Origin of the sequence: Archangium violaceum, from assembly GCF_016859125.1 — a bacterium.
In the GTDB taxonomy this organism is placed as follows: Bacteria; Myxococcota; Myxococcia; order Myxococcales; family Myxococcaceae; genus Archangium; species Archangium violaceum_A.
Genome location: NZ_CP069338.1, coordinates 1931895 through 1953513 on the forward strand (window position 1 = coordinate 1931895; position 21619 = coordinate 1953513).

23 protein-coding genes and 2 pseudogenes are annotated in these 21619 nt (G+C 68.8%); 18 read left to right on the plus strand and 7 right to left on the minus strand.

The features are described 5' to 3' along the window. The first annotated feature begins 141 nt into the window (after positions 1-141). The 8 genes from JQX13_RS08225 to JQX13_RS08260 are packed head-to-tail and all read left to right on the plus strand — an operon-like array spanning position 142 to position 8277. A complete protein-coding gene (locus tag JQX13_RS08225) occupies positions 142-1329 on the plus strand; it encodes a sedoheptulose 7-phosphate cyclase (protein ID WP_203408493.1) in 1188 nt (395 codons plus the stop codon). An 11-nt stretch (positions 1330-1340) separates the two neighbouring features. Beyond that, positions 1341-2417 (plus strand): ROK family protein, encoded by a 1077-nt coding sequence (locus JQX13_RS08230; protein ID WP_203408494.1) that lies wholly within the window; start codon positions 1341-1343, stop codon positions 2415-2417. Beyond that, a complete protein-coding gene (locus tag JQX13_RS08235; RefSeq protein ID WP_203408495.1) occupies positions 2414-3595 on the plus strand; it encodes a zinc-dependent alcohol dehydrogenase in 1182 nt (393 codons plus the stop codon). Before JQX13_RS08230 ends, JQX13_RS08235 begins: the two co-directional genes overlap by 4 nt. Then, positions 3592-4434, plus strand: coding sequence for an SDR family NAD(P)-dependent oxidoreductase (locus JQX13_RS08240; RefSeq protein WP_203408496.1), 843 nt, complete (start codon positions 3592-3594; stop codon positions 4432-4434). The genes JQX13_RS08235 and JQX13_RS08240 overlap by 4 nt, the downstream gene beginning before the upstream one ends. A 4-nt stretch (positions 4435-4438) precedes the next feature. Further along, positions 4439-5740 (plus strand): glycosyltransferase, encoded by a 1302-nt coding sequence (locus tag JQX13_RS08245; RefSeq protein WP_203408497.1) that lies wholly within the window; start codon positions 4439-4441, stop codon positions 5738-5740. Then, positions 5740-6543: a sugar phosphate isomerase/epimerase family protein gene (locus tag JQX13_RS08250; protein WP_239015255.1), complete on the plus strand. Its 804-nt coding sequence runs from the start codon at positions 5740-5742 to the stop codon at positions 6541-6543. Before JQX13_RS08245 ends, JQX13_RS08250 begins: the two co-directional genes overlap by 1 nt. A 22-nt stretch (positions 6544-6565) precedes the next feature. Further along, positions 6566-7300, plus strand: coding sequence for an HAD family hydrolase (locus tag JQX13_RS08255; RefSeq protein ID WP_203408499.1), 735 nt, complete (start codon positions 6566-6568; stop codon positions 7298-7300). Next, positions 7297-8277 carry an NAD-dependent epimerase/dehydratase family protein gene (locus JQX13_RS08260; protein WP_203408500.1) on the plus strand — a complete coding sequence of 327 codons (981 nt, stop codon included), beginning with the start codon at positions 7297-7299 and terminating at the stop codon, positions 8275-8277. Before JQX13_RS08255 ends, JQX13_RS08260 begins: the two co-directional genes overlap by 4 nt. Positions 8278-8296: 19 nt before the next feature. On the opposite strand, the gene JQX13_RS08265 is transcribed toward JQX13_RS08260, so the two are convergent. Both JQX13_RS08265 and JQX13_RS08270 read right to left on the minus strand, forming a co-directional pair. Then, positions 8297-9343 carry a zinc-dependent alcohol dehydrogenase gene (locus tag JQX13_RS08265; protein ID WP_203408501.1) on the minus strand — a complete coding sequence of 349 codons (1047 nt, stop codon included), beginning with the start codon at positions 9341-9343 and terminating at the stop codon, positions 8297-8299. Positions 9344-9370: 27 nt separating this feature from the next. Further along, the gene (locus tag JQX13_RS08270; protein ID WP_203408502.1) at positions 9371-10393 is read right to left on the minus strand and encodes an MFS transporter; all 1023 of its coding nucleotides are present in this window, start codon (positions 10391-10393) and stop codon (positions 9371-9373) included. Positions 10394-11755: 1362 nt separating this feature from the next. Here JQX13_RS08270 and JQX13_RS08275 point away from each other — a divergent pair. The 5 genes from JQX13_RS08275 to JQX13_RS08295 all read left to right on the plus strand — a co-directional run bounded on the left by JQX13_RS08275 (position 11756) and on the right by JQX13_RS08295 (position 14216). Beyond that, entirely contained in the window at positions 11756-12079 is a 324-nt protein-coding gene (locus tag JQX13_RS08275) for an ArsR/SmtB family transcription factor (RefSeq protein ID WP_203408503.1), read from the plus strand. Beyond that, the gene (locus tag JQX13_RS08280) at positions 12076-12540 is read left to right on the plus strand and encodes an SRPBCC family protein (RefSeq protein WP_203408504.1); all 465 of its coding nucleotides are present in this window, start codon (positions 12076-12078) and stop codon (positions 12538-12540) included. The genes JQX13_RS08275 and JQX13_RS08280 overlap by 4 nt, the downstream gene beginning before the upstream one ends. Positions 12541-12557: 17 nt before the next feature. Next, positions 12558-12932: a DoxX family protein gene (locus tag JQX13_RS08285; protein ID WP_203408505.1), complete on the plus strand. Its 375-nt coding sequence runs from the start codon at positions 12558-12560 to the stop codon at positions 12930-12932. A 126-nt stretch (positions 12933-13058) separates the two neighbouring features. Continuing rightward, positions 13059-13511, plus strand: coding sequence for a DUF1801 domain-containing protein (locus JQX13_RS08290; protein ID WP_239014613.1), 453 nt, complete (start codon positions 13059-13061; stop codon positions 13509-13511). 459 nt (positions 13512-13970) lie between these two features. Next, positions 13971-14216 carry a hypothetical protein gene (locus JQX13_RS08295; protein ID WP_203408507.1) on the plus strand — a complete coding sequence of 82 codons (246 nt, stop codon included), beginning with the start codon at positions 13971-13973 and terminating at the stop codon, positions 14214-14216. Positions 14217-14431: 215 nt separating this feature from the next. Here JQX13_RS08295 and JQX13_RS08300 read toward each other — a convergent pair. The 3 genes and pseudogenes from JQX13_RS08300 to JQX13_RS08310 all read right to left on the minus strand — a co-directional run. Then, positions 14432-14656 (minus strand): annotated as a pseudogene (locus tag JQX13_RS08300) (M57 family metalloprotease); the annotation flags it as partial. Between the two features lie 60 nt (positions 14657-14716). Continuing rightward, positions 14717-14866, minus strand: a complete 150-nt coding sequence (locus JQX13_RS08305) for a hypothetical protein (protein ID WP_203408509.1) — start codon at positions 14864-14866, stop codon at positions 14717-14719. Between the two features lie 104 nt (positions 14867-14970). Next, a pseudogene (locus JQX13_RS08310) lies at positions 14971-15249 on the minus strand (hypothetical protein); the annotation flags it as partial. Between the two features lie 186 nt (positions 15250-15435). Between JQX13_RS08310 and JQX13_RS08315 the strand changes: the two are divergent. From JQX13_RS08315 to hflX, 4 genes are all read left to right on the plus strand, one after another. Next, positions 15436-15630, plus strand: coding sequence for a hypothetical protein (locus JQX13_RS08315; RefSeq protein ID WP_203408510.1), 195 nt, complete (start codon positions 15436-15438; stop codon positions 15628-15630). 104 nt (positions 15631-15734) lie between these two features. Then, positions 15735-15962, plus strand: a complete 228-nt coding sequence (locus JQX13_RS08320; RefSeq protein WP_203408511.1) for a hypothetical protein — start codon at positions 15735-15737, stop codon at positions 15960-15962. Between the two features lie 427 nt (positions 15963-16389). Further along, positions 16390-16737, plus strand: a complete 348-nt coding sequence (locus tag JQX13_RS08325) for a hemolysin III family protein (protein WP_239014614.1) — start codon at positions 16390-16392, stop codon at positions 16735-16737. Positions 16738-17025: 288 nt separating this feature from the next. Beyond that, the gene (gene hflX, locus JQX13_RS08330; RefSeq protein ID WP_203408512.1) at positions 17026-18312 is read left to right on the plus strand and encodes a GTPase HflX; all 1287 of its coding nucleotides are present in this window, start codon (positions 17026-17028) and stop codon (positions 18310-18312) included. A 240-nt stretch (positions 18313-18552) separates the two neighbouring features. On the opposite strand, the gene JQX13_RS08335 is transcribed toward hflX, so the two are convergent. Then, entirely contained in the window at positions 18553-19158 is a 606-nt protein-coding gene (locus JQX13_RS08335) for a malonic semialdehyde reductase (RefSeq protein ID WP_203408513.1), read from the minus strand. Between the two features lie 79 nt (positions 19159-19237). On the opposite strand from JQX13_RS08335, the gene JQX13_RS08340 reads away from it, so the two are divergent. Beyond that, positions 19238-20146, plus strand: coding sequence for a LysR family transcriptional regulator (locus JQX13_RS08340; RefSeq protein ID WP_203408514.1), 909 nt, complete (start codon positions 19238-19240; stop codon positions 20144-20146). Positions 20147-20610: 464 nt separating this feature from the next. Here JQX13_RS08340 and JQX13_RS08345 read toward each other — a convergent pair whose 3' ends face one another. Then, a complete protein-coding gene (locus tag JQX13_RS08345) occupies positions 20611-21543 on the minus strand; it encodes an alpha/beta hydrolase (protein ID WP_203408515.1) in 933 nt (310 codons plus the stop codon). Between the last annotated feature and the right edge of the window lie 76 nt (positions 21544-21619).

Below are 21619 nucleotides of genomic sequence, written 5' to 3' on the forward strand. Positions count from 1 at the left end.
GCATGCCCCTACCGCCCTGAGGTCTCAACACCGAGTCGTTACGTTCCTCATCCCAGCCCTCCCGGTGCGGGCCTGTGTCGCAGGCCATCCCGTCTGTCCTCTGCCTTTGGGCTTGTTGTTCCACCATTGAAGGAGTCCAACATGATGAGCACTCCGAGCGGTGCGCTCGAGTCGACACAAGCGGCTGAGCATGTCTGGCACGTCAACGCCATCCGTCCCGTGAAGTACCGGGTGTTGGAGTGCTCGGGGTTGTTCCAGACAGGGAATGACACCCTGGTCACCCACCTCTTCGCCTCGAAGGGGCGGCGCCGGCGCGCGCTGCTGGTGGTGGATGAGACGGTGGCGCGGCTCCACGGAGCCTCCATCCAACGCTACTTCGAGCGCCACGAGGTGGAGACGTCCCTCTTCCCACTGGCCACCACGGAGTCGGAGAAGAACATCGAGAACGTGCTGCGCATTTCCAAGGCCATGCATGCCTTCGGGCTGAACCGGCGCAGTGATCCGCTGATTGGCATTGGCGGAGGCGTGCTGCTGGACATCGTGGGACTGGCGGCCAATCTCTACCGTCGTGGCACCCCCTACATCCGCGTGCCCACCACGTTGATGGGGCTCATCGACGCGGGAATCGGCGTCAAGACAGGCGTCAATTTCGACGAGCACAAGAACCGGCTCGGCAGCTACTACGCGCCCGACGCCGCGTTCCTGGACCGCACCTTCCTGAACACCCTGGACGCGCGCCACGTGAGCAACGGTCTGGCCGAGGTGCTCAAGATGGCGCTCATCAAAGACGCGCGTCTGTTTGAGCTGATGGAGCGCCACGCCTCGCGGCTGGTGCCGGATCGCCTGCTCGGCTCTCCGGACTACGACGAGATCTTCCGCCGCGCCGTGCATGGAATGCTGGAGGAGTTGGAGCCCAATCTCTGGGAGGACACGCTGGAGCGGTGCGTGGACTACGGGCACTCCTTCAGCCCCCTGCTGGAGATGAAGGCACTGCCGGGGCTGCTGCACGGAGAGGCCGTGGGTATCGACATGGTGTTCAGCCTCATCCTCGCCCGCAACCGCGGCCTGACGGAGGCGCGGGACGTCGAGCGCGTGGTGGCGGTCATGCGCCACCTGGCGCTGCCCCTCTCCAACCCGCTGGTGACGCCCGAGTTCATGCGGGAGGGCCTGGAGGACGCCACCCGCCACCGGGACGGCAAGCAGAGGCTGCCGCTCACCCGGGGCCTCGGCGGCTGCACCTTCGTCAATGACGTGACTCCGGCGGAGCTGGCCCGCGCCGTGGAAGACCACCACCGGCTTGCCGCCCGCTTCGAGGCCGCGGCTGCTTGAGGCACGTGCCCGTGACTTCCCGGCGCGCCTCTGGCGCCTCCATCGCCTTCGACATCGGCGGGACGTGGTTCCGCTCCGGGCTCGTCACGCCGGAGGGAACGCTCGTGCGCGCGTCACGCGAGCCGGCGGTCAGCTTCCGCTCCCGCCCGGACCTGTCCGTGCCCCAGCTCCAGCAGGCCCTCGTGGACTACCTCGTGCGGGAGTACCACCGGCTGGCCGTGGAGGCCCCCGGAGGCCCGCCGCGTCAGGCCGCCATCTCCATGGGGGCCGCGCTCGACGGGCGCACCGGCTTCCTGTGGAACTCGGGTCCCCTCTGGGGACCGGAGTGCCGCCCCTTCGAGCTCGGCGCCGCCCTGGAGGCCACGGCCCCCGGCGTGAGGTGGACCGTCGTCAATGACATCTCCGCCGCGCTCCTCTGGCACGTGGCCCGCGCGGGCTGGCCGCCGGGCCGGACGGTGCTCGTGACGATCAGCACCGGCATCGGCAGCCGCACCTGGGACGGGGAGCGCCGCCGCATTCCCCTGGATCCGGTGTGCGGCATGCAGGGAGAGATAGGCCATCTGCCCATCACCTTCCGGCTCGGGGACGCGGTGTTGGAGCGCGCATGTGACTGCGGCGGCCCCAACCACCTCAATGCCTTCTGCTCGGGCTCGGCACTCACCGCCCTGCTGCCCCGGTTCGCCCGCCAGTACGCGGAGCTGCTGCGCGGCACGCCCCTGGCGGAGAGCGCGCCCGAGTCCCTGGGCTTCACGGACCTGGCAGCCTCCGCCCAGCGAGCGGAGCCCTTCGCCCGCCGCGTGCTGGAGGATCTCACGCGCCCGCTCGCGGAGGTGCTCCTCCACCAGTTCACGCTGGACCCGGACGTGGAGCGCGTGGTGCTCACCGGGGGAGTGCTGCACGGCCTCGCGCCGCACTACCTGGATGTGCTGCTGGCGCAGCTGGAGCGGCTCGGGCTGTACCAGCTCAGCGCGCGCGAGCCCGGCTTCTTCCGCACGCGGCTCGTCACGGGCCAGGACGACGACCAGGCCGGGCTGCTCGGGGCGGTGCTCGCGGCCAGCTTCCAGGAAGAAGGGGGCACCCGCGTATGAGGAACGACATGCTGCCCTCCCATCACCGGGCCCTCGTCCGGGACGGCCACCGGCTGCCCGTGGAGACGCTCGTTCCCACTCTGGCACCCGGCCCGGAGGACGTGCTCGTGCGGGTGCGCGCGGCGGGCGTGTGCGGTACGGATCTGCAAATCCTCCGCGGCCTGAGGAACGACCCGGCCGACATCCTCGGACACGAGGCGCTGGGCGAGGTCATCACGGCGGGCGCGTGGGAGGACGGACCACGTCCCGGTGACACCGTGGCCTTCAACCCCACCCACCCGGGTGACCCGGGCCGGCTGCTCGGCCACACGCTGCCCGGCGTCTTCCAGCAGTACGTGCGCGTGCCGCGCGCGGACGTGGAGGCCGGCATGCTGGTGCCGGTGGAGGCGGGACTGGATCCGCGGCTCGGCGCGCTGGCGGAGCCCCTCTCGGCGGTCCTCTACAGCGGCGAGCTGCTGCGTCAGGCCGTCCTCCCGGAGTCGGTGGCCCTGTTCGGCGCGGGCACCGTGGGGCTGCTGCACCTCGTCTGCCTGCGGCGGGCCGGGGTGCGGCGTGTGTTCCTGGTACACCCGCGAGAGGAGCGCCTGGCGTGGCTCGTGTCGCGGGGGCAGGTGGCCCCGGCCGAGGCCGTGTCCGCGCTCGATGCGCCCGCGGAGCACCTCCTGAGGGAGACGGGGGGCGTGGGGGTTGATGCCGCCGTCATCTGCACCCCGCGCACCGGCTCGCTCGCCGCGCTTGGCGAGGCCGTGCGCGCCGTGCGCCCGGGCGGATGCATCGATCTCCTCGGCGGCTTCCCCGCCGACGCGGGCCTGGAGGCGCTGCCGGGCGTGGACCTCGCCGAAATCCGTCGCGCCAACGAATGTGGCCAGCCCTCGCCGGGCCGGCTCTTCCCGGTGCGCACGGCGAAGGAACGCCCCCTGGTGCTCACCGGCCACCGGGGCGCGGCGGCCCGGCACCTGCGCGAGGCCGTGTCCCTGCTGCGGAGCGCTCCCGGCGCCTTCGCCTGGCTCGTCACACACGTTGTCTCACCGGATGTCGCCGCCCGGGCGCTGCGGTTGCACGCAGGGACGGGGGCCCACCGGTTCGAGGGAGAGGAGTGGTTGAAGATGGTCATCGACTTCGAGCGTGGCGCGGGCTTCCTCGCGCGGTCGCCCCTGGGGGCGGGAGGTGGAGCATGACGGGCAGAACAGGGCCACTCACCGGCCGCCGGGTGCTCATCTCCGGCGGCTCCAGCGGCATTGGCAATGGCATCGCCCGGGGGCTCTTCGAAGCGGGCGCCAGCGTCACCATCCTCTCGCGTCGTCCCCCCCGGGAGTGGGAACGCCTCATGCCGGCCGACTGGCCCGTGGAGCGCTGCTGGCTGCCGGCGGACTTCACGCGGCTGGAGGAGGTGATACCCCGGCTGGAGCGGTGGCTGGAGGAGGATGGCCGGGGGCTGGATGTGCTGGTGCACTCGGCCGTCACCTACGGCTCCAACGGGCGCCGGCCGCTGCGAGAGATGCACCTGGAGGAGTGGGACCGCGTGTTCGCCGTCGGCCCGCGCGCCTACTTCACCCTCGTCCGGGCCGTGCTGCCACGGCTGCTGGAGCGGCCCCGTGCGCTCATCCTCTCCCTGTCCTCGGAGGTGGCCTTCAACGCGGGACCGGGCCGCATCGACTACGCGGCCTCCAAGGCCGCCGCGCGCAACCTGTCGCTCAGCCTGGCCCAGGAACTGGCGGGCACGGGCATCAGCGTGGTGGACCTGCTGCCCGAGGGCATGGTGGACACACCGGGCATCCGCCGGCGCCGCCGCACGACCACGGAGCTCGCCGGGTATGCCACACCGGACAGCTTCATCCCCGCGGCCTGCCGGCTCGTGGCCTCGCTGGGCGAGGGCCTGAGCGGAACCTGCCTCGTCGTTCCCCCCGGCGGCGACGCCTACCCCTTCGATGAGCGCCCCGCGGTGTCGCAGACACGCGATGCCGACCTGAGCGCATCCGCCCCCGCCTCCCACCCCGTTCCTTCCTCGAGAGACTGACCTGATGCTTGCACCCAACACCACGGCCTCTCCAGCCACCGTCCCCGCTCCCGCCGTGCCGGAGCCGCACATCGACCGGGTAACGCCGCCCCGACTGGAGGACTACCGGGGCATCGTGGACGACCCGGTCATGGACGACATCGCGCGCCTGGCGGCGGAACTGCGAGGCGTACGGGTGGCCCACTTCAACACCACGGCGCGCGGCGGCGGCGTCGCGGTGATGCTACGGGCGCTGCTGTCGTTCGCCGTCCAGCTCGGCCTCGAGCACTACGCGGAGGTCATCCCGCTGGACGAGCGCAGCTGCCGCTTCATGGCGCGGATGGCGGACCTGCTGCAGGGCGGCGGCCCCGGCGAGCTGGACCGCGCCGAGGGCGATGCCTTCGTCGCGGGCGTGGAGCGCGCGCTGCGGGGCATGTCCCGCCGCGGCGCTGACGTCTACTGGGTGCATGACATCCAGCTCGTGCCCATGGCGCAGTTGCTGCCCTCGCTGCGGCCGGCCGTCTGGTTCTCCCACCTGGACACGGCCCATCCCGAGCCGCGCGCGGCGGACTTCATCCGCGGCTTCCTGGAGCCGTACGTGCTGAACGTGAACAACACGCCCTGGTCCGCCTTCATGGAGGGTGGCCATCCCTTCGCCACCTTCACGCTGGGCATCGATGCCTTCGGCCGGAAGAACCGGCCGATGTCCGCCGAGGAGGGCGCGGCGGTGCTGCGGCGCTGCGGCATCGACGTCACCCGCCCGCTGGTGGCGCAGGTGTCACGTTTCGGCCGCTGGAAGAACCCGTGGCAGGCGGTGGACATCCACCGGGAGCTGAAGCGGCGGGTGCCGGGCGTGCAGCTCGCCCTGGTGGGCGCCATGGAGGCCACCGACGACGTGGAAGCTGCCCGCGTGCTGGAGGAAGTGCGCGCGCATGCGGCCGGGGACCCGGACGTGCACCTGCTGTGGGACCCCGAGCGCGTGGGCCCCGACGAGGTCAACGCCGCGCAGCGCCACGCCCACGTCGTCCTCCAGCGCTCGTCGCGCGAGGGCTTCGGCTTCACCGTCACCGAGGCCATGTGGAAGGGGCAACCCGTGGTGGGCACGTCCGCCACCGGAGTGCGCTACCAACTGGAGCACGGCCGCACCGGCTTCATCGCCGATGACACCCACGAGGCCGCCGAGCATGCCGCGCGCCTCATCTCCGACCGGGCGTTCCACGCGCGAATGGGCGCGGCGGCGCAGCAGCACGTGCGCAACCACTTCCTGCTGCCGGTGATGGTGCGCGACTACCTCGCCCTCGTGCACCGCGTGGTGCGGGGGGCTTGATGGTCCGGTTCGGGCTGGCCACATGGATGCTGGACGAGCCGGGTCCGGCGGCGCTGGACACCGCGGCGAGGCTGGGACTGTCCTGCGTCCAGGTGGAGTACGCCGCACCCGGGCTGGCCCACCACGCCGGGGACCCCGCCGTGCGCGAGTCCTACCGGCGCGCGCGCGAGCGCACGGGCGTGGCCATCGTTGGCATGGGCGCCAAGGCCGTCAATGACCTGGGCATGACGGCGCCCGCGGGCACGCCGGCCCACGACCGGTGCCGGGCTGTCATGCACGGCGCCATCGACGCCGCGGCGGACCTGGAGATTCCCCTGGTGTTCTTCCCCAGCTTCCGGGCCAGCCAGATCCACGATGACGAGGGCCTGCGTCACACGGCCCGGCTGCTGCGGGAAGCTTGCCGCCGGGCCGCGGACCAGGGCCTGTGCGTGGGCTCGGAGAACACCCTGGGCGCGGAAGGCAACCACCGGCTGGTGGACGTGGTGGACGCGCCCAACTTCCGCGTCATCCTCGACAGCTTCAACCCCACCCTTTTCGGCCACCGGGTGCCCCCCTTGCTGGAGGCGCTGCACGGCCACATCGCGGACCAGGTGCACGCCAAGGACGGCGTGGGCGGGCGCATGGGCAGCGCACCGCTGGGCACGGGCGAAGGCCGGTTCGACGAGACCATGGCGGCGCTGCGGACCCTGGGCTTCTCCGGCTGCATCCTCCTGGAAAACGACTACCGCGGCGCCGCGCACCGCATCCCCGCGGACCTGGACACGCTGGCCCGGCACTTCCCACCGGGCGAGCCACGCCCCTGACACCCCGCACGAGACACCACGCATGACACAGCCCACGGCATCCACGCAGACGGGCGGTACTTTCAAAGGCGTCATCTTCGACTTCAACGGTGTCTTGTTCTGGGATTCGCACCTCCAGGAGAGGGCCTGGCGCGAGCTGTCCGCGGAGGTACGGGGCACGCCCTTCACCGACGAGGAGATGCGGCTCCACGTCCACGGGCGGATCAACGCCTACACCCTGTCGTACCTGCTCGGGCGGACGCTGACGCCGGTGGAAGAGCAGTCGCTCACCCAGCGCAAGGAGGGCGCCTACCGCCGCCTGTGCCTGGTGGACCGCGAGGCCTTCCGGTTGTCGCCGGGGGCGCAGGAGCTGCTGGAGTCGCTGCGGCGGCGAGGCATCCCGCGCACCATCGCCACGTCCTCGCCACGGGTGAACCTGGACTTCTTCATCGAGCACCTGTCGCTGGGGCGCTGGTTCAACTCCGCCGACATCCTCTATGACGACGGTACCTTCCCGGGGAAGCCCGCGCCGGACATCTACCTGAAGGCCGCGGCGCGGCTGGGTCTGGCGCCTGCCGACTGCGTCGTGGTGGAGGACGCCGTGTCGGGCATTGTCGCGGCATGCCGGGCTGGCATCGGCTGCATCGTCGCGCTCGGGCCGGTGGAGCGGCACGCGGAGCTGCTCGCGTTGGAGGGCGTGACGGCCGCCATCGCCCGTCTGGACGAGTTGCCGGCACTGCTCGTGCGCGACACTGCCAGCTGGGGAGGGCTGTCATGAGCGCGGTCCGCCACTGTGTCGTCACCGGAGGCCTGGGCTTCATTGGCCGGGCCCTGGCCGAGGCGCTGGTGCGCCGCGGAGACCGCGTCACCCTCCTGGCCCGGCCCGGTGGCGCGCGGCCTCCCGAGGGCACCACGCCGTGGCCCGCGGATCTCCGCTCCACGGAGGGGTTGGAGGACGCCCTGCGCGGGGCCGACGTAGTGTTCCACCTGGCCGCCAACGCGAACACCACGCGTGCCATCGAAGAGCCTCGCTACGACTTCGAGGTGAACGTCGGGGGAACGTTCAACCTGCTGGAGGCGGCGCTGCGTGCCCGTGCGCGGCGCTTCGTGTACGTCTCCTCGGCGGCCGTCTACGGCACGCCCGAGCGCTTCCCCATGGACGAGCTGCACCCCACGCGGCCCTTCATGCCCTACGGGGCCACGAAGCTGTCCGGCGAGCTGCTCTGCCGCGTCTTCCACCACGCCCACGGGCTGGAAACCGTCATCGGCCGACCCTTCTGCGTCTACGGCCCGGGCGAGGATCCGGCACGCGCCATGGTGGAGGTGTCTCGCTTCCTGCGTTGGCACCTCAACGGCCTGCCCATTCCGGTGCTGGGTGATGCACGGCGCAAGACGCGCGACTTCGTCCACGTGGACGACGTGGTGAGCGCGCTCCTGCTGCTGGCGGAGGCGGGCCAGGGCGGCGAGGCCTACAACATCGGCAGCGGCGAGGAGTCCTCCATGGAGGACCTGGTGCGCCTGGTGGGCGAGGCCACAGGACGGCCGGCCACCCTGGAGGAGCGGCCCCACATCACCGACGACACCTACCGGCTGGTGGCGGACATCAGCCGGCTCCGTGCGCTGGGCTATGCGCCGCGCGTGATGCTGGCCGAGGGCGTGCGCGCGCTGGCGCGAGTGCTCGGCGAGCGGCCCGCGCTGCCCGGCCCCGCGACGCGCTTCCGGGCCGGGCAGGAGGGGGAGACGCCCGCTGCATGAGGGCGCCCCCCTCCCCCTCTCAGGGCAGGCGGACGACGGTCTTCAGCGCGCCGCCGCGGCCGTAGTGCTCGAAAGAGCTCCGCACCGCCTCCACATCCTCGAAGTCGATGGTGCGGCTGATGAGCTCCGACACCGAGACGAGCCCATGCAGCAGCAGCCGCTGCCCCAGCGCCATGGCGCACGCCGAGTGGTGCATGGGATAGCCGCGCACGTCGAACGGCACCGAGCGCATGGCGAGCCCCTTGGAGAGGATGGGCCAGGTGTCGATGGCCTGCGGCCGCTCGGTGGAGCCGAAGATGATGTACGTACCGCCCGGGCACAGCAGCCCCATGGACAGGGCGCGCACCTCGTCCTCCACGTAGCTGAGCGTGTCGAACACGTATTGGACGTGGCTGCCGTCCGAGTCGATGACGAGCTGCTCCAGGGCCTCCTTGTCCGCGTGGCCGCGGAAGACATGGTCCGCCCCCAGACGCCGGGCCACCTCCAGGCGCACCGGGTCCTTCTCGATGACGGTGACGGAGCGGCAGGCCTGGTGTTGCTTGAGGATCTGCAGGGTGATGAGGCCGATGGGGCCGGCACCGACGACGAGCGCCGAGTCCCCCGGCTTGGGCGGTATCGCCAGCAACGTGCGCAGCACCGAGCACATGGGCTCCAACATCGTGGCGATGTCGCTCGGCAGGCGCGGGTCCAGCACCACCGCCGCCGCGCCGCTCGCGTCGTAGAAGCCGCGGTGGTCCCGCCACGGCGCATCGTCCGGGATGTGGGGGAGGATGGGCTTGATGGCGCGGTACTCGGCCAGCCCATCGAACTCCGTCTGCCCCCAGTAGACCATCCGGTCTCCCACGCGCACCTCGGGATGGCGGCTCTCCACCACCTCGCCCAGCAGCTCATGGCCCGGCGTGACGGGCCAGCGCGGCGGGCGGGCCATGCCCCGGTAGTAGTAGACGTCCGACACGCAGACGCCCACGCGCCGGCTGCGCAGCAGCACCTGACCGGGACCAATCCTCGGAACTTCCGCCTCGCCCAACCGCAGCTTGCCCGGCTCGTCCAACATGTATGCCTTCATCGTGTCTCCTGGGTGTATGTCACGGTGTCATGCCCAGCCGGTCGCGAGCCGGTACTGCCGCACGGCCCAGGGCGAAGAAGAAGAGACCCACCACGGCGAGCCGGGCGAACGTGGAGAGGGCGAAGATGTGGCCGTAGCCGGCGAGGTCCGGCGAGGCTCCGAGCAGTCCCGCGCCGATGAGCGAGCCGCCCGCCATGGCCAGCGCGTTGAGCAGGTTGAGAGCGTCAGCGTCTGCGTGCGCTCCTCGCTGGAGATGGTGGACAGCATCAGCAGCTGCGTGGCCAGCTCGTAGCCGCCCAGCAACACACCGCCCATCAACTGCAGGGGCAGCATGCCGTAGGCGCCGTTCACCAGCATCCACAGGCCGGGCAGCACCACCAGGCCCAGTGCGCAGCCCACCAGCAGCCGCCAGGCGCCCACGCGCGAGGCCAGTCGCCCGAGCAGTGGCAGCGACAGCGCCTTGGCCATGAACGCGGTCGAGCTCATCAACATGTACTCGCCTTGCGAGAGCCCCAGACCGTTCAACATGAAGGGGTTGAGGTAGGGCAGCGCAACCTGCGCGGCCACCTGGAAGGCGAGCAGGGCGCAGAGGAACCGTCCGGAGCTACCCAGGAAGAAGCGTCCCGCCAGCGTGCCGAGAGGGAGGCTCCGCTCCACGGGAGGTTGTCGCGGCTCCCCCTGCACGAGCACGAACCAGAGCGAGGTGAACCGGCTGACCGCGGCCAGGAAGAAGAGAACCCCGAAGGTGGGCAGCAGCGCGCCCAGCACCTCGCCCCGGGACAGCAACGCGCCGCCCAGCAGCAGGCCCGCCAGCGTGGAGAGCTGAGCCGCACGGCTGCGCAGGCCGAAGTAGCGCGCATGCAGCCGCTGGGGGAAGAGCACGCCCACCCATCGGCGCGCGGAGCCCAGCTTCCGAACGCCCCAGGGCGCCACGAGCTGCAGCGCCGCGCCCACCAGGGGGGGCACCGAGGAGATGAGGCCCGAGGAGACATCCGACAATCCCAGTGCCAGGACGAAGGCCGCCAGGTACGACTCTCCGAGCCCCACCATGATTCCGTGGGTCACTCCATCCCCGGTACACGCCGCGAAGTCCCAGCGCAGGCGCGAGTCGGAACCGCGCGTCCCCACCCTCGGGAGAACCCCCCGGGCCACAAGCCACGTCATGAACATGATGGGAAGTCGGAGCCCCCCGGCGCGCAGCCCGATGTGGGCTCGATCATCCAGGATGAGGGAAAGAACATGAGCTGCTTCATGCCTTGCTCCAGCGGGGTCTTCGCGACAGGGTTCATCATCCGCGAATACCCTTTCGGAAAGAAGTGAAATCCTGATAACACGATAAATGTATATATTTCTGGTTACGCGGGAGTTCCAGGTGTGCTTCGCGGCAGGGTGCCGGTGATGTACCGGGCGATGTGCTCGGCAGTCGTGTCCTTCGCCGTCTCCCGCCGCACGCGAGAGCTCGGCATCCGCATGGCCCTGGGGCCGACGCGCGCTCCGTCGTCGGGCTGGTGCTCGGGCAATACTTCCGGCTCACCGCCATGGGGGTGAACGGGTGCTGCTGCTGGTGGACTCCGTCCACCTGGCTCCGGGCCAGACACTCACCCCGGAGAAGGCCCAGACCCTCTGGCGGGGGCTCGTGGACAACCCCGCCACCCTGCGGACCTTCGCGCCCCCCCCTGGTGCGACTGTTCCGCGAGGCCTCGGCCAGCGACCACTCCCTGCCCTACACCGAGTTGCTCGCCCGCACCACGCGGTTCCGCCCCTGGGTGATAGCCCGGCCGGATGGCTACTGTGCCGTGGCGCTCACCGGCACGCCCATCTCCTGGCTGGGACAGCCAACCCTTCAGCAAGGGGAGACGAGGCCCTGCGCAAGCAGCACTCTCCGCCGGTGGGCGAACGGGCCCCGGGAAGAGACCCCGCCACCGCCGCCCCGCCGGGGACGGAGGCCGCGCTGGAGGAGATGGCGCGAGGACTGGCGACGCTCCTCACCGAGCCCGCTCACACATGAGCTTCGCGAGCCCTGCCCGGTCCACTCGCGCTGTCCGCTCCTTCCTCGCTTCCTGCCTCGCAGCTGCCTGGGGCGTCTCGCTCGCTTCCTCCGCACCTGATTGGGGGACGCTCGACAACAACCATGTCGAGCGCCAGATAACGACTGACGCTCCAGTCCTGGTGCAACAGGTACTGACGTGCGCGCCGTCATTCCGACGCGCAAGGACCAGCACCGCCGGCCGCACTTCGACCAGCGGGCCTCCCGCGAACGCCACCGCGCAGAGCGCCTCTCCGGCAAGCGCGCCGCCCACTTCCTCGCCTTCGTCCTCCTCGCCCCCTCCATGAGCACCTCCCGATGTGGCCGAACGGCCTCGCGATCTTTCCTTGACGCGTAAGCATCTTCTTACGTATTTTGCGACGGCGATGATGCACAGCGAACCCGGCGTTTTCGGAGCGATCAGCCATCCGGCGCGGCGCCGCATGCTCGACCTGCTCGCCGACGGCGACTGCCCGGTGAACACGATCGCGGCGAACTTCGAGATGAGCCGGCCCGCGGTGTCGCAGCACCTGCGGGTGCTCCTCGACGCGGGCCTCGTCACCGAGCAACGGCACGGGCGGGAGCGGCGGTACCGGCTCGTGCCCGAGCAGCTCGGGCCGGTGCGCGATTGGCTCTCTCACTACGAGCGGTTCTGGGACGACAACTTCAGCCGCCTGAGGCGACACCTCGAGAAGAGCAACGAGCGATGACAAAGACAATCCGACGGGAGTTGAGGTTCGCGCAATCACCCCCGGTGGTGTGGCGCGCCCTCGCGAGCAGCGCCGCGCTCGCCGAGTGGATGTATCCGAACGACTTCGAGCCGCGCGTCGGGCATCGGTTCACCTTCCGCGTGCCTCCGGACCCTCGCGCCGGACTCGATGGGCTTGTCGTTCACTGCGAGGTCCTCAAGTGCGTTCCGCCGAGCGAGCTCGAGTTCACATGGGTCGTCGGCGAGGGCTGGCTGGATACGCGTGTCAGCTATCGCCTCGAGCCTGATGGTAACGGGACGCGGGTGCTCTTCGAGCACGCGGGCTTCAAGGAGGACCAGGCGTTCTACGGCGCCGAATTCGGCTGGAAGATGATGCACGGCAAGCTGGCCAAGGCGCTGAAGGCGTCGGCCGGCGCCGAGCGACCTTCACCCCACACCAACAACCCGGCCCTCAAGGCCTGACCCAGGAAGACTCAGACATGAACATCGTCTTGTGGGTCCTTCAGGTCGCGCTCGCCCTGCTCTACGTCGCGGGCGGGTCGTACAAAGCGTTCTCGTTCCAGCAACTCGCGGGTCAGTTCGACGCGCTCTCGCACGGTGGATGGCGTGCGCTCGGCATTGTCGAGATCCTGGGCGGCGTGCTGCTGATCCTCCCAGCCGCCACGAAGTGGATGCCCGCACTGACTGCGCACGCCGCCGTGGTCCTCGCGGTGGAAACGTTCGCGCTCGCCGCGTTGTACGCGCGACACTCGCTGAAGTTGACCGCGGAGAACCCGATGGTCTGGGCTCTGGCGATGGGTGCCGTGGTGGCATTCGTGGCTTACGGCCGCTACGTCCTCAATCCGCTGGCCTGAGTGGTCCGCACCAAGAATGGACTGAACAAGATGGCTGCAAAGGTCAGGAAGAACGCGGGCGCTGCGAAGAACGGCGAGTCACGCAAGGCCGCCGCAAGCCCATCCGCAGCCCGGGACACCAAGGCCATGATGAAGCCCAGGGCCGCAGGAACGGGGAGCAACGGCGCCACGTTGGCCGCGAAGCCGAAGCTCCTCTCGGGCGGCAACCCTCAGATTCCGAAGGGCGAGGGCGACGCCCCGGTGCAGGCCTTCATCGAGGCAATGCCGGGCTGGAAGCGCGACATCGGGCGCCGGATCGACGCCATCATCGTCCGCACCGTCCCTGGCGTGCGGAAGGCGGTCAAGTGGAACACGCCGTTCTATGGGGTTGGAGACGTCGGCTTCTTCACCGCCTTCCACTGCTTCAACAAGTACGTGAAGGTGACCTTCTTCCACGGCACCTCGCTGCGTCCCGTTCCACCCGGCGAATCGAAGCAGAAGAACATCCGATACCTCGACATCCACGAGGGCGCGTTCGACGAGGCGCAGTTTGCGTCGTGGGTGAAGCAGGCGGCCGCACTGCCAGGGGTGGTCCCCTGACCCCGGGCGAGGAGGAGGCACCAGCGTCAGATGCGACAGCTCGCTCCTCCGGTGTCGTGAGGGGCTCGGAAAACAGACGCCGCACCACCGCGGGCCTGCTCAGCGGGTGGGCGCGGAGATAGCCATCCCAGAAGGTCTCCGGGACAGCGAAGCGGGTCGCATGCGAAGCGGTCTGGTGGAGCGAGCACGGGTCGTCCTTCCCTCGTCTCGCTGCCGACGAGCGCCTCCAGGGTTTGAGCATATGAGAAGAACATAAAATGGGAGGACGGTTGAAGGCGAGGGGAGCGCGAAGGGGCAGATCGCCCTCCCCATGTTTGGATGGCCATGCCCACTCGCGTCCGTCACGCTCTCATCACGCCGGCCCGGTAGACAGCTCACACCGCCTCGCAATCCCGCGCAGGTGGAGCAGCGGCGCTGTTGAGTCCGCTGGCTTGGAAGAACATCACTCCAGGAGGAAAGATGAAGAAGCTTTGGAAGATGGGAACGCTGTCTCTGGCCCTGGCGGCTGGCGTGATCGCGGGCGCGGCCGTGGCGGCAAATGGGGCTCCGGTGCAGCACGTGGAGGCGGCTGCCAACGCGCAGTCCGAGTTCTGTCCGACCCGGGCCCAGTGCTTGATGGCCGACCGGGCCTGCAAGGATCCCGAGTTGACTCCGGGCCCTTGCGAGACCCTGACGCTCTGCCTTGAGTGCGGAGTCCAATGGTGATTTCGAGCCCCCGAGGATGAAGGGGGCTTGGGGCGGGGCCCCTGGTGGCAGGAGGCGCCAGGGGCCAAGCCAGCGCGATGCGTCCAGCGACAACGCGCGGCACGACCGGGCCAGCTTCTCGTGGACATCGCGATTGAGACAGTCCTGTGGGGAGGGGCAGACGAGTGCCTCCACGGGCTGAAGCCCGAATGGAAGCCCCACTAGACGAGAAGCCTGTAGCTGTTCAGCCCGGTGCTGATGTTGATGGTTCCGTAGGGCTTGCCACCCGAGGGGAATCCAGCGGAGCCGCCGGTGCCGGACATGGTCTGCGCGGTGATGTTCGCGGTGCAGCCGGTGGTCGGGCCGTGCGCAAAGGTGATGCGCAGGCCCAGGGCGTTGGAGTTGGCAATTGCCAGATCGAGGCCCTGGCAGAGCCGGGTGTAGCTGTTGAACGTGGAGGTGGAATCAAGAGAATCATCGAGGCCCGCGGCCAATGTAGCGCGGGCCGGGACATCACGGGCTCAGGAGACCCGCCCCGCCTCGCGGAACCACGCCACCTCGTCGGCGAGCGTGTGCGCCAGGGGCCGGAAGCTCGCGCTCAGCTCCGTCCGGGCCTTGCTCGCGGAGATGGTGCTGCGGGCGTGCATGGTGCTCACGCCCTCCACGGTCATCGCCGTGCTCTTCCCGCTCAGCCGTGCTCACAGCTCGGAGAGGTGGCGGCCACGCCCAGCGCCAGCGGGAAGGGGAGCGTCTTCGGAGGCTTCCGGCCCGAGAGCATACTTTCGCGCCGGAGGGCCGCGGAGAGCACCAACTCCCGCGCCTCGGCGCTCAACCGCTTCACCCGGGAGAAGAAGAGGGGGTCCGCCAGCAGCCCCTCGCCCGCCGTGGCGCCCAGGGCCGAGGGCGCCTTGAGACGGCGCTCGCGCACCACGATGGTGCCGGCGAGCATGTCCCCCAACCGCTGCTGCGAGCCGGACAGCAGCGCCGTGGCCCCGCCCACCAGGTAGAGGCCCGAGAGCGTGAAGCGGAACTCCACATACTCGGGTGTGAGCACGGTGTGGGTGCCGTCGAGGAGGGTGTCGGGCGTGTCCGTCTCGGCTCCAGTCCAGGCGCACGGCGCCTGGGGAGCACGTCCCGTGGAATATTCAGGGGGCTCGACGTCCCTGATGCCATCCTCGACAATGCTGGACGAGGCGGGTTCCTGGCCCGCATCCAACCCCTGGGAGGGGGGAGGATTCCCATGCGTTTTGGTCCTCGCAGTCTCGCTGCCGCTCTGGTGCTGTTCGCCTCTGGCTCCGCCTCCGCCATGGAGCTGAACTATCAGTGGAAGAAGGGAGATGTGCACCGCTTCCAGTACGAGGATGACTCCACCATCGAGATGAAGATGCCGGGCGGCATGGGCGGCATGGGCGGCATGGGCGGCATGGGCATGTAGATGCCCGGCATGGAGATGGGCAAGGGCGGCATGAACGTCCGAATGAAGGTCCAGTCGGTCTTCAGCCAGAAGGTGCTCTCGGTGCGCAAGGACGGCACGGCGAGGTGGAGCTCACCCTGGAGAAGATGGATCTGATCGGCGCCGACAAGCGCATCACCACCATCGACACCATCCCCGCCGCCGCGAAGAAGGTGAAGGCCGAGGTGGACCGCAAGGGCAACGCGAAGTTCTACAAGATGGTGACGGTCTACATCCAGGAAGGCCGTACCGTGGTGGGCGTGCACAACCTGAAGGGAAAGCGCCCATGTATGCCACGCGCAGCCGCCAGGTGAAAACGGACAAGCGGGCCGCACCCTGGCGGAGGCGTGCGGGTTGGGGGCGTACCGGCCCGCGCACTTCGGACGAGCAGCGACACAGAAGGGCGCAGCTGGCCGTGCGTGAGGCGCTGGTGCGTACGCGCACCCGCTCCATTTCCCTGATGCGCGCCCTGGTGAGACGCGAGGGCCCGCGGGCAGAGGCGGAGTCGTTCGTCAAGCGGGCAGCCCCATTGGGCACACGCCTGCTGGGGTGGCCCCTGCGCTGCAGCCAGCCAGTCACAGGTGAAGACATCCAACGCGAACGTCCTGCGCAGCAGCTTCGCCTGGTCCCCTCGTGGCATCCGCTCCTTCTTCGTCTCTTTCCTGACCGCTGCCTCAGGTGCCCCACTCACCCCCTCCTCTCCTGCTTGGGGGAGACGCGGCGGGAGGCTGGGGCCCGCGGATGCTCTGGGTGATGTGGACCGCGGCACTCACGGGCGCCGGGCTCGCGCTGCTGGGCATCTCCGGGCCGAGGGGACTCCGCTCCCTGCTTTATGTCGTACTGGGAACGGTGTCGTTCCCGGCGATGCTGCGGCTGCCAGAGGTGATTGGCCCGGCGCGTGTCGGGTGGCTCGTCTTCAGTGCGGTCCTCTATGCCCTGGGAGCGGGGGTCTACGCGCGCAGATGGCCAGACCCCCGCCCCACGGTCTTTGGCTACCACGAGGTGTTCCACCTCATGGTCATCGACGCGGCCACCGTGCACGACACCGTCATCCTCGACGTGCTGTGGGAGGCGGACCTTGAGGGCTGAAACCGACGCCGGGGCTCGCGCACATGCAGCCCATGCGTCCGGTGATGGCCAGTTGCGAGCGGCTGCCCCCGCACATTAGAGTCGAGACATGGCCCCCTACGCCTTCATCCGGCTGCGCTGAGTAGCGCAGCGAGCCTCTGAGCCTCGCTGCCGCATTCGTGCCCGCTTTCCGTCTCGGAAGGTCCGGGTGCGGACGCGCATGCCCTGGGTCCCAAGCCAACAGCCCTACCGGGTCATGAGCCCTGCGCTCCGGACCTTCTCTCGATTCGTCGCAGAGGAGGCCATGCCATGTCTCAGCGTTCCGACCGTTTCCGCGGTTCCAAGCAGTCCGTCTCCACCGCAGTCCTCATCGCCATCCAACTCCCTCATCACACCGAGGCCGAAGTCGCGGCCTCGCTCTCCGAGCTCGAGAGGCTCGTCTCGAGCCTCGGCATCCGTGTTCTCGGCACCACCCTGCAGAAGCGGGCGAACGCCACGTCGTTGGCGCTCCTTGGAGAAGGCAAGCTGCGGGAGCTCGCGGCCCTCACGCGCGGCCCATCGGCCGGCGCCCCACACCTCGTCGTCGTCGACACCGAGCTGAGCCCGGGCCAGCTTCGCAACCTGGAGCTCGGCCTCGGCGTGGACGTGCTGGATCGCACGGCCGTCATCCGGCGGGTGTTCGAGCAGCGCGCCCAGACACGCGAGGCCCGGCTCGAGGTGGAGATCGCCCGCCTGCTGCATGAGGCACCGAGGATCCGCGATGACGAATCCCTCGGGGATCGCGAGGGCGGAGGTGGGCGCGGCGGCAGGGGGCACAGCAACATCGAGCTCGCCAAGCAGCGGAATCGGGAGCGTGTCGCGGCCCTGCGCCGGGAACTCGAGGGGTTGCGAGCGGAGCAGGAATCCAGACGGGCGCGGAGGAAGGACACGCCGCGCGTGGCGCTCGTGGGTTACACGAACGCGGGGAAGTCCTCCCTGATGCGGGCACTGACCGGCAGCGAGGTCCTGGTGGAGGACAAGCTGTTCGCGACACTCGGCACCACGGTGCGTGCGCTTCAGCCGGAGACCACACCGCGCATCCTCGTCTCCGATACGGTGGGGTTCATCAAGAACCTGCCGCATGGGCTCATCGCGTCGTTCCGGTCGACCCTCGACGAGGCGCACGACGCCAGCCTCCTCCTCTACGTCGTCGATGCCGCCGATCCGGAGATGCGCGGCCAGCTCGAGCTCACCCATCGTGTCATCGAGGAGATCGGCGCCTCGGCGATTCCGTCGCGCGTCCTCCTCAACAAGGTGGACCGCCTGAACCTCGAGGAGCGCCAGCGGCTCGCCGTCGAGTTCCCCGAGGCCCTCCAGACGAGCGCCCATGACGCGGGGGACATGCAGCGGCTCCGGGAGACCCTCATTGCCTTCTTCGAGGCGGACTGGGGGAGCGAGCACTTCGAGGTGCCGTACTCCCGGAGCGGGCTGCTGGGATGGCTCCGGGCCAACGCGCGAGTCGTCTCGGAGGAATACACCGAGCGGGGCGTGCGCCTGTCGGTGAGGGGACCGCCGTCCGTGCTGGCCCGGTTCAGACACGTGCTCGAGCGGGGATGAGCCCACGCACGGGGACTACGGGGCTTCGACGACGACACTCCCCGTCTTGTCGTCGAAGCCGACACCGGTCAGGTCGGCATCCGGGAAAGGTGTCCGGGAAAGGTGTCAGACGATTTGTAGGAGACGAGGTGTCGGAACGAGTCCTTTGACACCTTCCCCGAGCCCGCCCTCGCGCTCCTACCCCGAGCCCCGGGAGAAGCTGACACCGTCTCAGGAGAGCCGTCGGCTTCCGCGCGGCGCTCAAACAATCGTGCAAACTTCCTCGAAAGACAGGCGCGGTCCCCGCGGGTAGAGCTTCGAACTGTCACCATACCCGATCGTGCAGATGAAGTTCGATTTGAGGTTCGTGCCCGCGAAGAAGACCTTGTCCACCTCCGCATTGTAAAAGCCTGACATGGGGCAGACATCCAAGCCAAGCGCGCGGGCCGCGAAAATCAAGTAGGCTCCCTGGAGGGAGCTGTTGCGAAAGGCCGTGTCGTAGCTGAACCTGGGATCATTGACAAAGAAAGGTCTCGCATCATAGCTCGGAAAGAGCCGGGGCAGGTCTTCGTAGAACTTCTCATTGTAGGCAATGATTGCCGTCACGGGGGCCGATTTCACCTGCTCGATGTTGGACCCCATCAAGGCTGGATAGAGCCTGGCCTTCTCCGATTCACTCCGCACGAACACGATCCTCGCCGGTGCGGAGTTCACCGACGTGGGTCCCCACTTCATCAGCTCGTAGAGTTCCCGCAGGGTCTGCTCCGAGACGGGCTTGTTCTGCCAGAAGTGATGGGTGCGGGCTTCGGTAAAGAGCTGCTGGATGGATTCCTTCGCAATGATCCTGGTCATCGGGGTCTCGTTCATTTGATACCCCCATTCTTGGCCCGACAGACCACATTGAGAAGAGCGAAGAATCCCAATATACTTTCCGGATAGGCGAAAGATGAATCCGGACTTGAATGCAGCGATGATCTTCGTGAACGTGGTGAGGGCGGGGAGCTTCAGCAAGGCCGCTCGGAGCCTCGGTCTCTCCGTCTCCACCGTGAGTGACCGGGTGGTTGGCCTGGAAAAGGCCCTGGGGGTGAGCCTCCTGACCCGAACCACCCGGAAGTTGAAACTGACGGACGAGGGGGCCGCCTTCTTCAAGGAATCCGAAGCCGCGCTCCAGACCCTGCTGGGTGCCTTCGAAGGAGCCACGGCGGCCCGGCAGCAACCCACCGGTACCTTGAGGATCACCGCGCCCGCGGATTTTCCGCCCTCGGAGATATCCGCTGCCGTCATCGAGTTTCGGGAGAAGCATCCTCAGGTCAAGGTGGAGACCCACATCAGCAATCGCTACGTAGACCTCATCACCGAGGGATTCGATATCGCCATCCGGGGAGGGCACCTGGAGGATTCCGGCCTGCGCTCCAAGCGCCTCGGGGTGGGAAACCTGGTCGTGGTGGCGAGCTCTCGCTATCTCCAGGGAGCCTCGGCCATTCAGCACCCACGAGACCTCACGGCGCATCCGTGCATCGGCTTTGTGAGCAAAGAGGGAAACAAGGGCAACATGCTGTGGCACCTTCGCTCGGCGAGCGGAGAGGCCGTCCGGTTGAAGCCTGATTTCGTGGTCTCGTCTACGTCCTTCACCTGGATCCTGAGCCTCGTGAGGCGCGGGGCGGGATTGGCCCTGGTGCCCCAATCGCTGCTGAAGGAAGACTTCGCCAGGAAGAGGCTCGTCCGGGTACTTCCGGATTGGGCCACGGAGTATGCGCCGGTGCACCTTGTCTACCCTCCTCAACGCTTTTCTTCGCCCAAGGTGAGGGAAATGATCCCCATCCTGGAGAGGCACTTGCGCGAACTGTTTGCGTAGAGCCGCTCGAGCATAGGCGGCATGGGAGCCCTGTTGCGGGCGAGGGCCGGGGTAGGTGGTCGTCCAGGAGGGCCGCGCGACACGCATTGGACGGTGCAGCTCCAGGCACACCCCTCCCCTGCGCGGGCGACCGCTCGCCTTGGGCTCCGCCAGAGAGTGCATCCCTCAGCCGTGCGTCACTCCCACAGCGCCTGCTGCTCTGGCCCCCTGGCAGGTGCCTGGGGTGAGGGCAACTCGGGCTGGTGCGGGTGGCGAAGAATGCGCCGGATGACGCTGCCCTGGCTGAGGTACGCCAGCACCCGCCGCCTTCCTCCGCACCTCGGGCAGGAGAAGACGTCGATGTCGAACGTCTTCCTCAGCAGTTCCGCGAAAGTCCACTCGCGGCGTCCTCTCCTTCCGCGGCTCCTTCCTGGCCGCTGCCTCGCTCGCCACGCTCGCCTCCCCCGCTCCTGCGGCTTGGGGAGCTAGGAACCGTGAACCTGCCCCGAGCTTCGCGCCAACAGCCCGGCGAGGAACATCCCGATGTCCTCCAGTGCCTCGGCGGCCGCATGTAGCATCGCGAAACTCGAGGGAAAAACGTGAGTCATTCCCTCCCAGACGTGGACCTCGCAGCTCCGTCCGGCTTGTTCGGCCTTTCGCGCGAACCGCAGCGAATCATCCAGCAACACCTCGGCGTCGCCCACATGGATGCGCACCGGTGGCATCCTCGAGAAATCGCCATCCAGCGTGGCCAGCCGCGGATCCTCGACACGATGTCCGCCGAGATAGGTCGCCGCGGCTTCAGCGAGCGTCGCTCTGGACAAAAGGGGGTCTTCATCCGCGCGAGAGGCCATGGATTCTCCGGAGACGGACAGGTCGATCCACGGCGACATCGCGACGACGCCGAGGATCCGATCGGATTTCGCCGTGCCGCCCGTCAGGAACGAGAGCGCGAGACCGGCGCCGGCGGAATCACCGCAGAGCGCGATACGCTCGTAGCCATGGGCCAACAGGCCTTCATGAAGCGCGCGGATATCGTTCGTCGCGGCGGGAAACGGCCGTTCCGGAGCAAGCGCATAGTCCGCGACGAATGCCGCGGCGCCCGCCCGCTCGGCGATGTGCCCGACGAAGTTCCGGTAGGCCGCCGCCGAACCGATCACATAGCCGCCGCCGTGCAGGTACAGAACGACAGCCTTGTCGTCCGCATGCTTGGGACGGCACCACCAGCCGGGTACGCCGCCTACCTCTCCCTGCTCGAAGCGGACCGTCTCGGGTGGGGGCGTGCGGGCGATGATCTCGTCGAACGCGGCGCGACTCGCGGGCTCGAACTTGAGCTTCGGCGCCCCGGCGAACATGGCGCGCATCGCCTGCAGGGCCCCCGCGTCCGATGAACTGATTTCGTGCTTGATGACAGACATGTGGGTCTCCATTCCTGCTATTTCAGCCACCCTGGCGGCGAGCTCCCGTGGTCACTCGCATGGAGGGACCACGGGT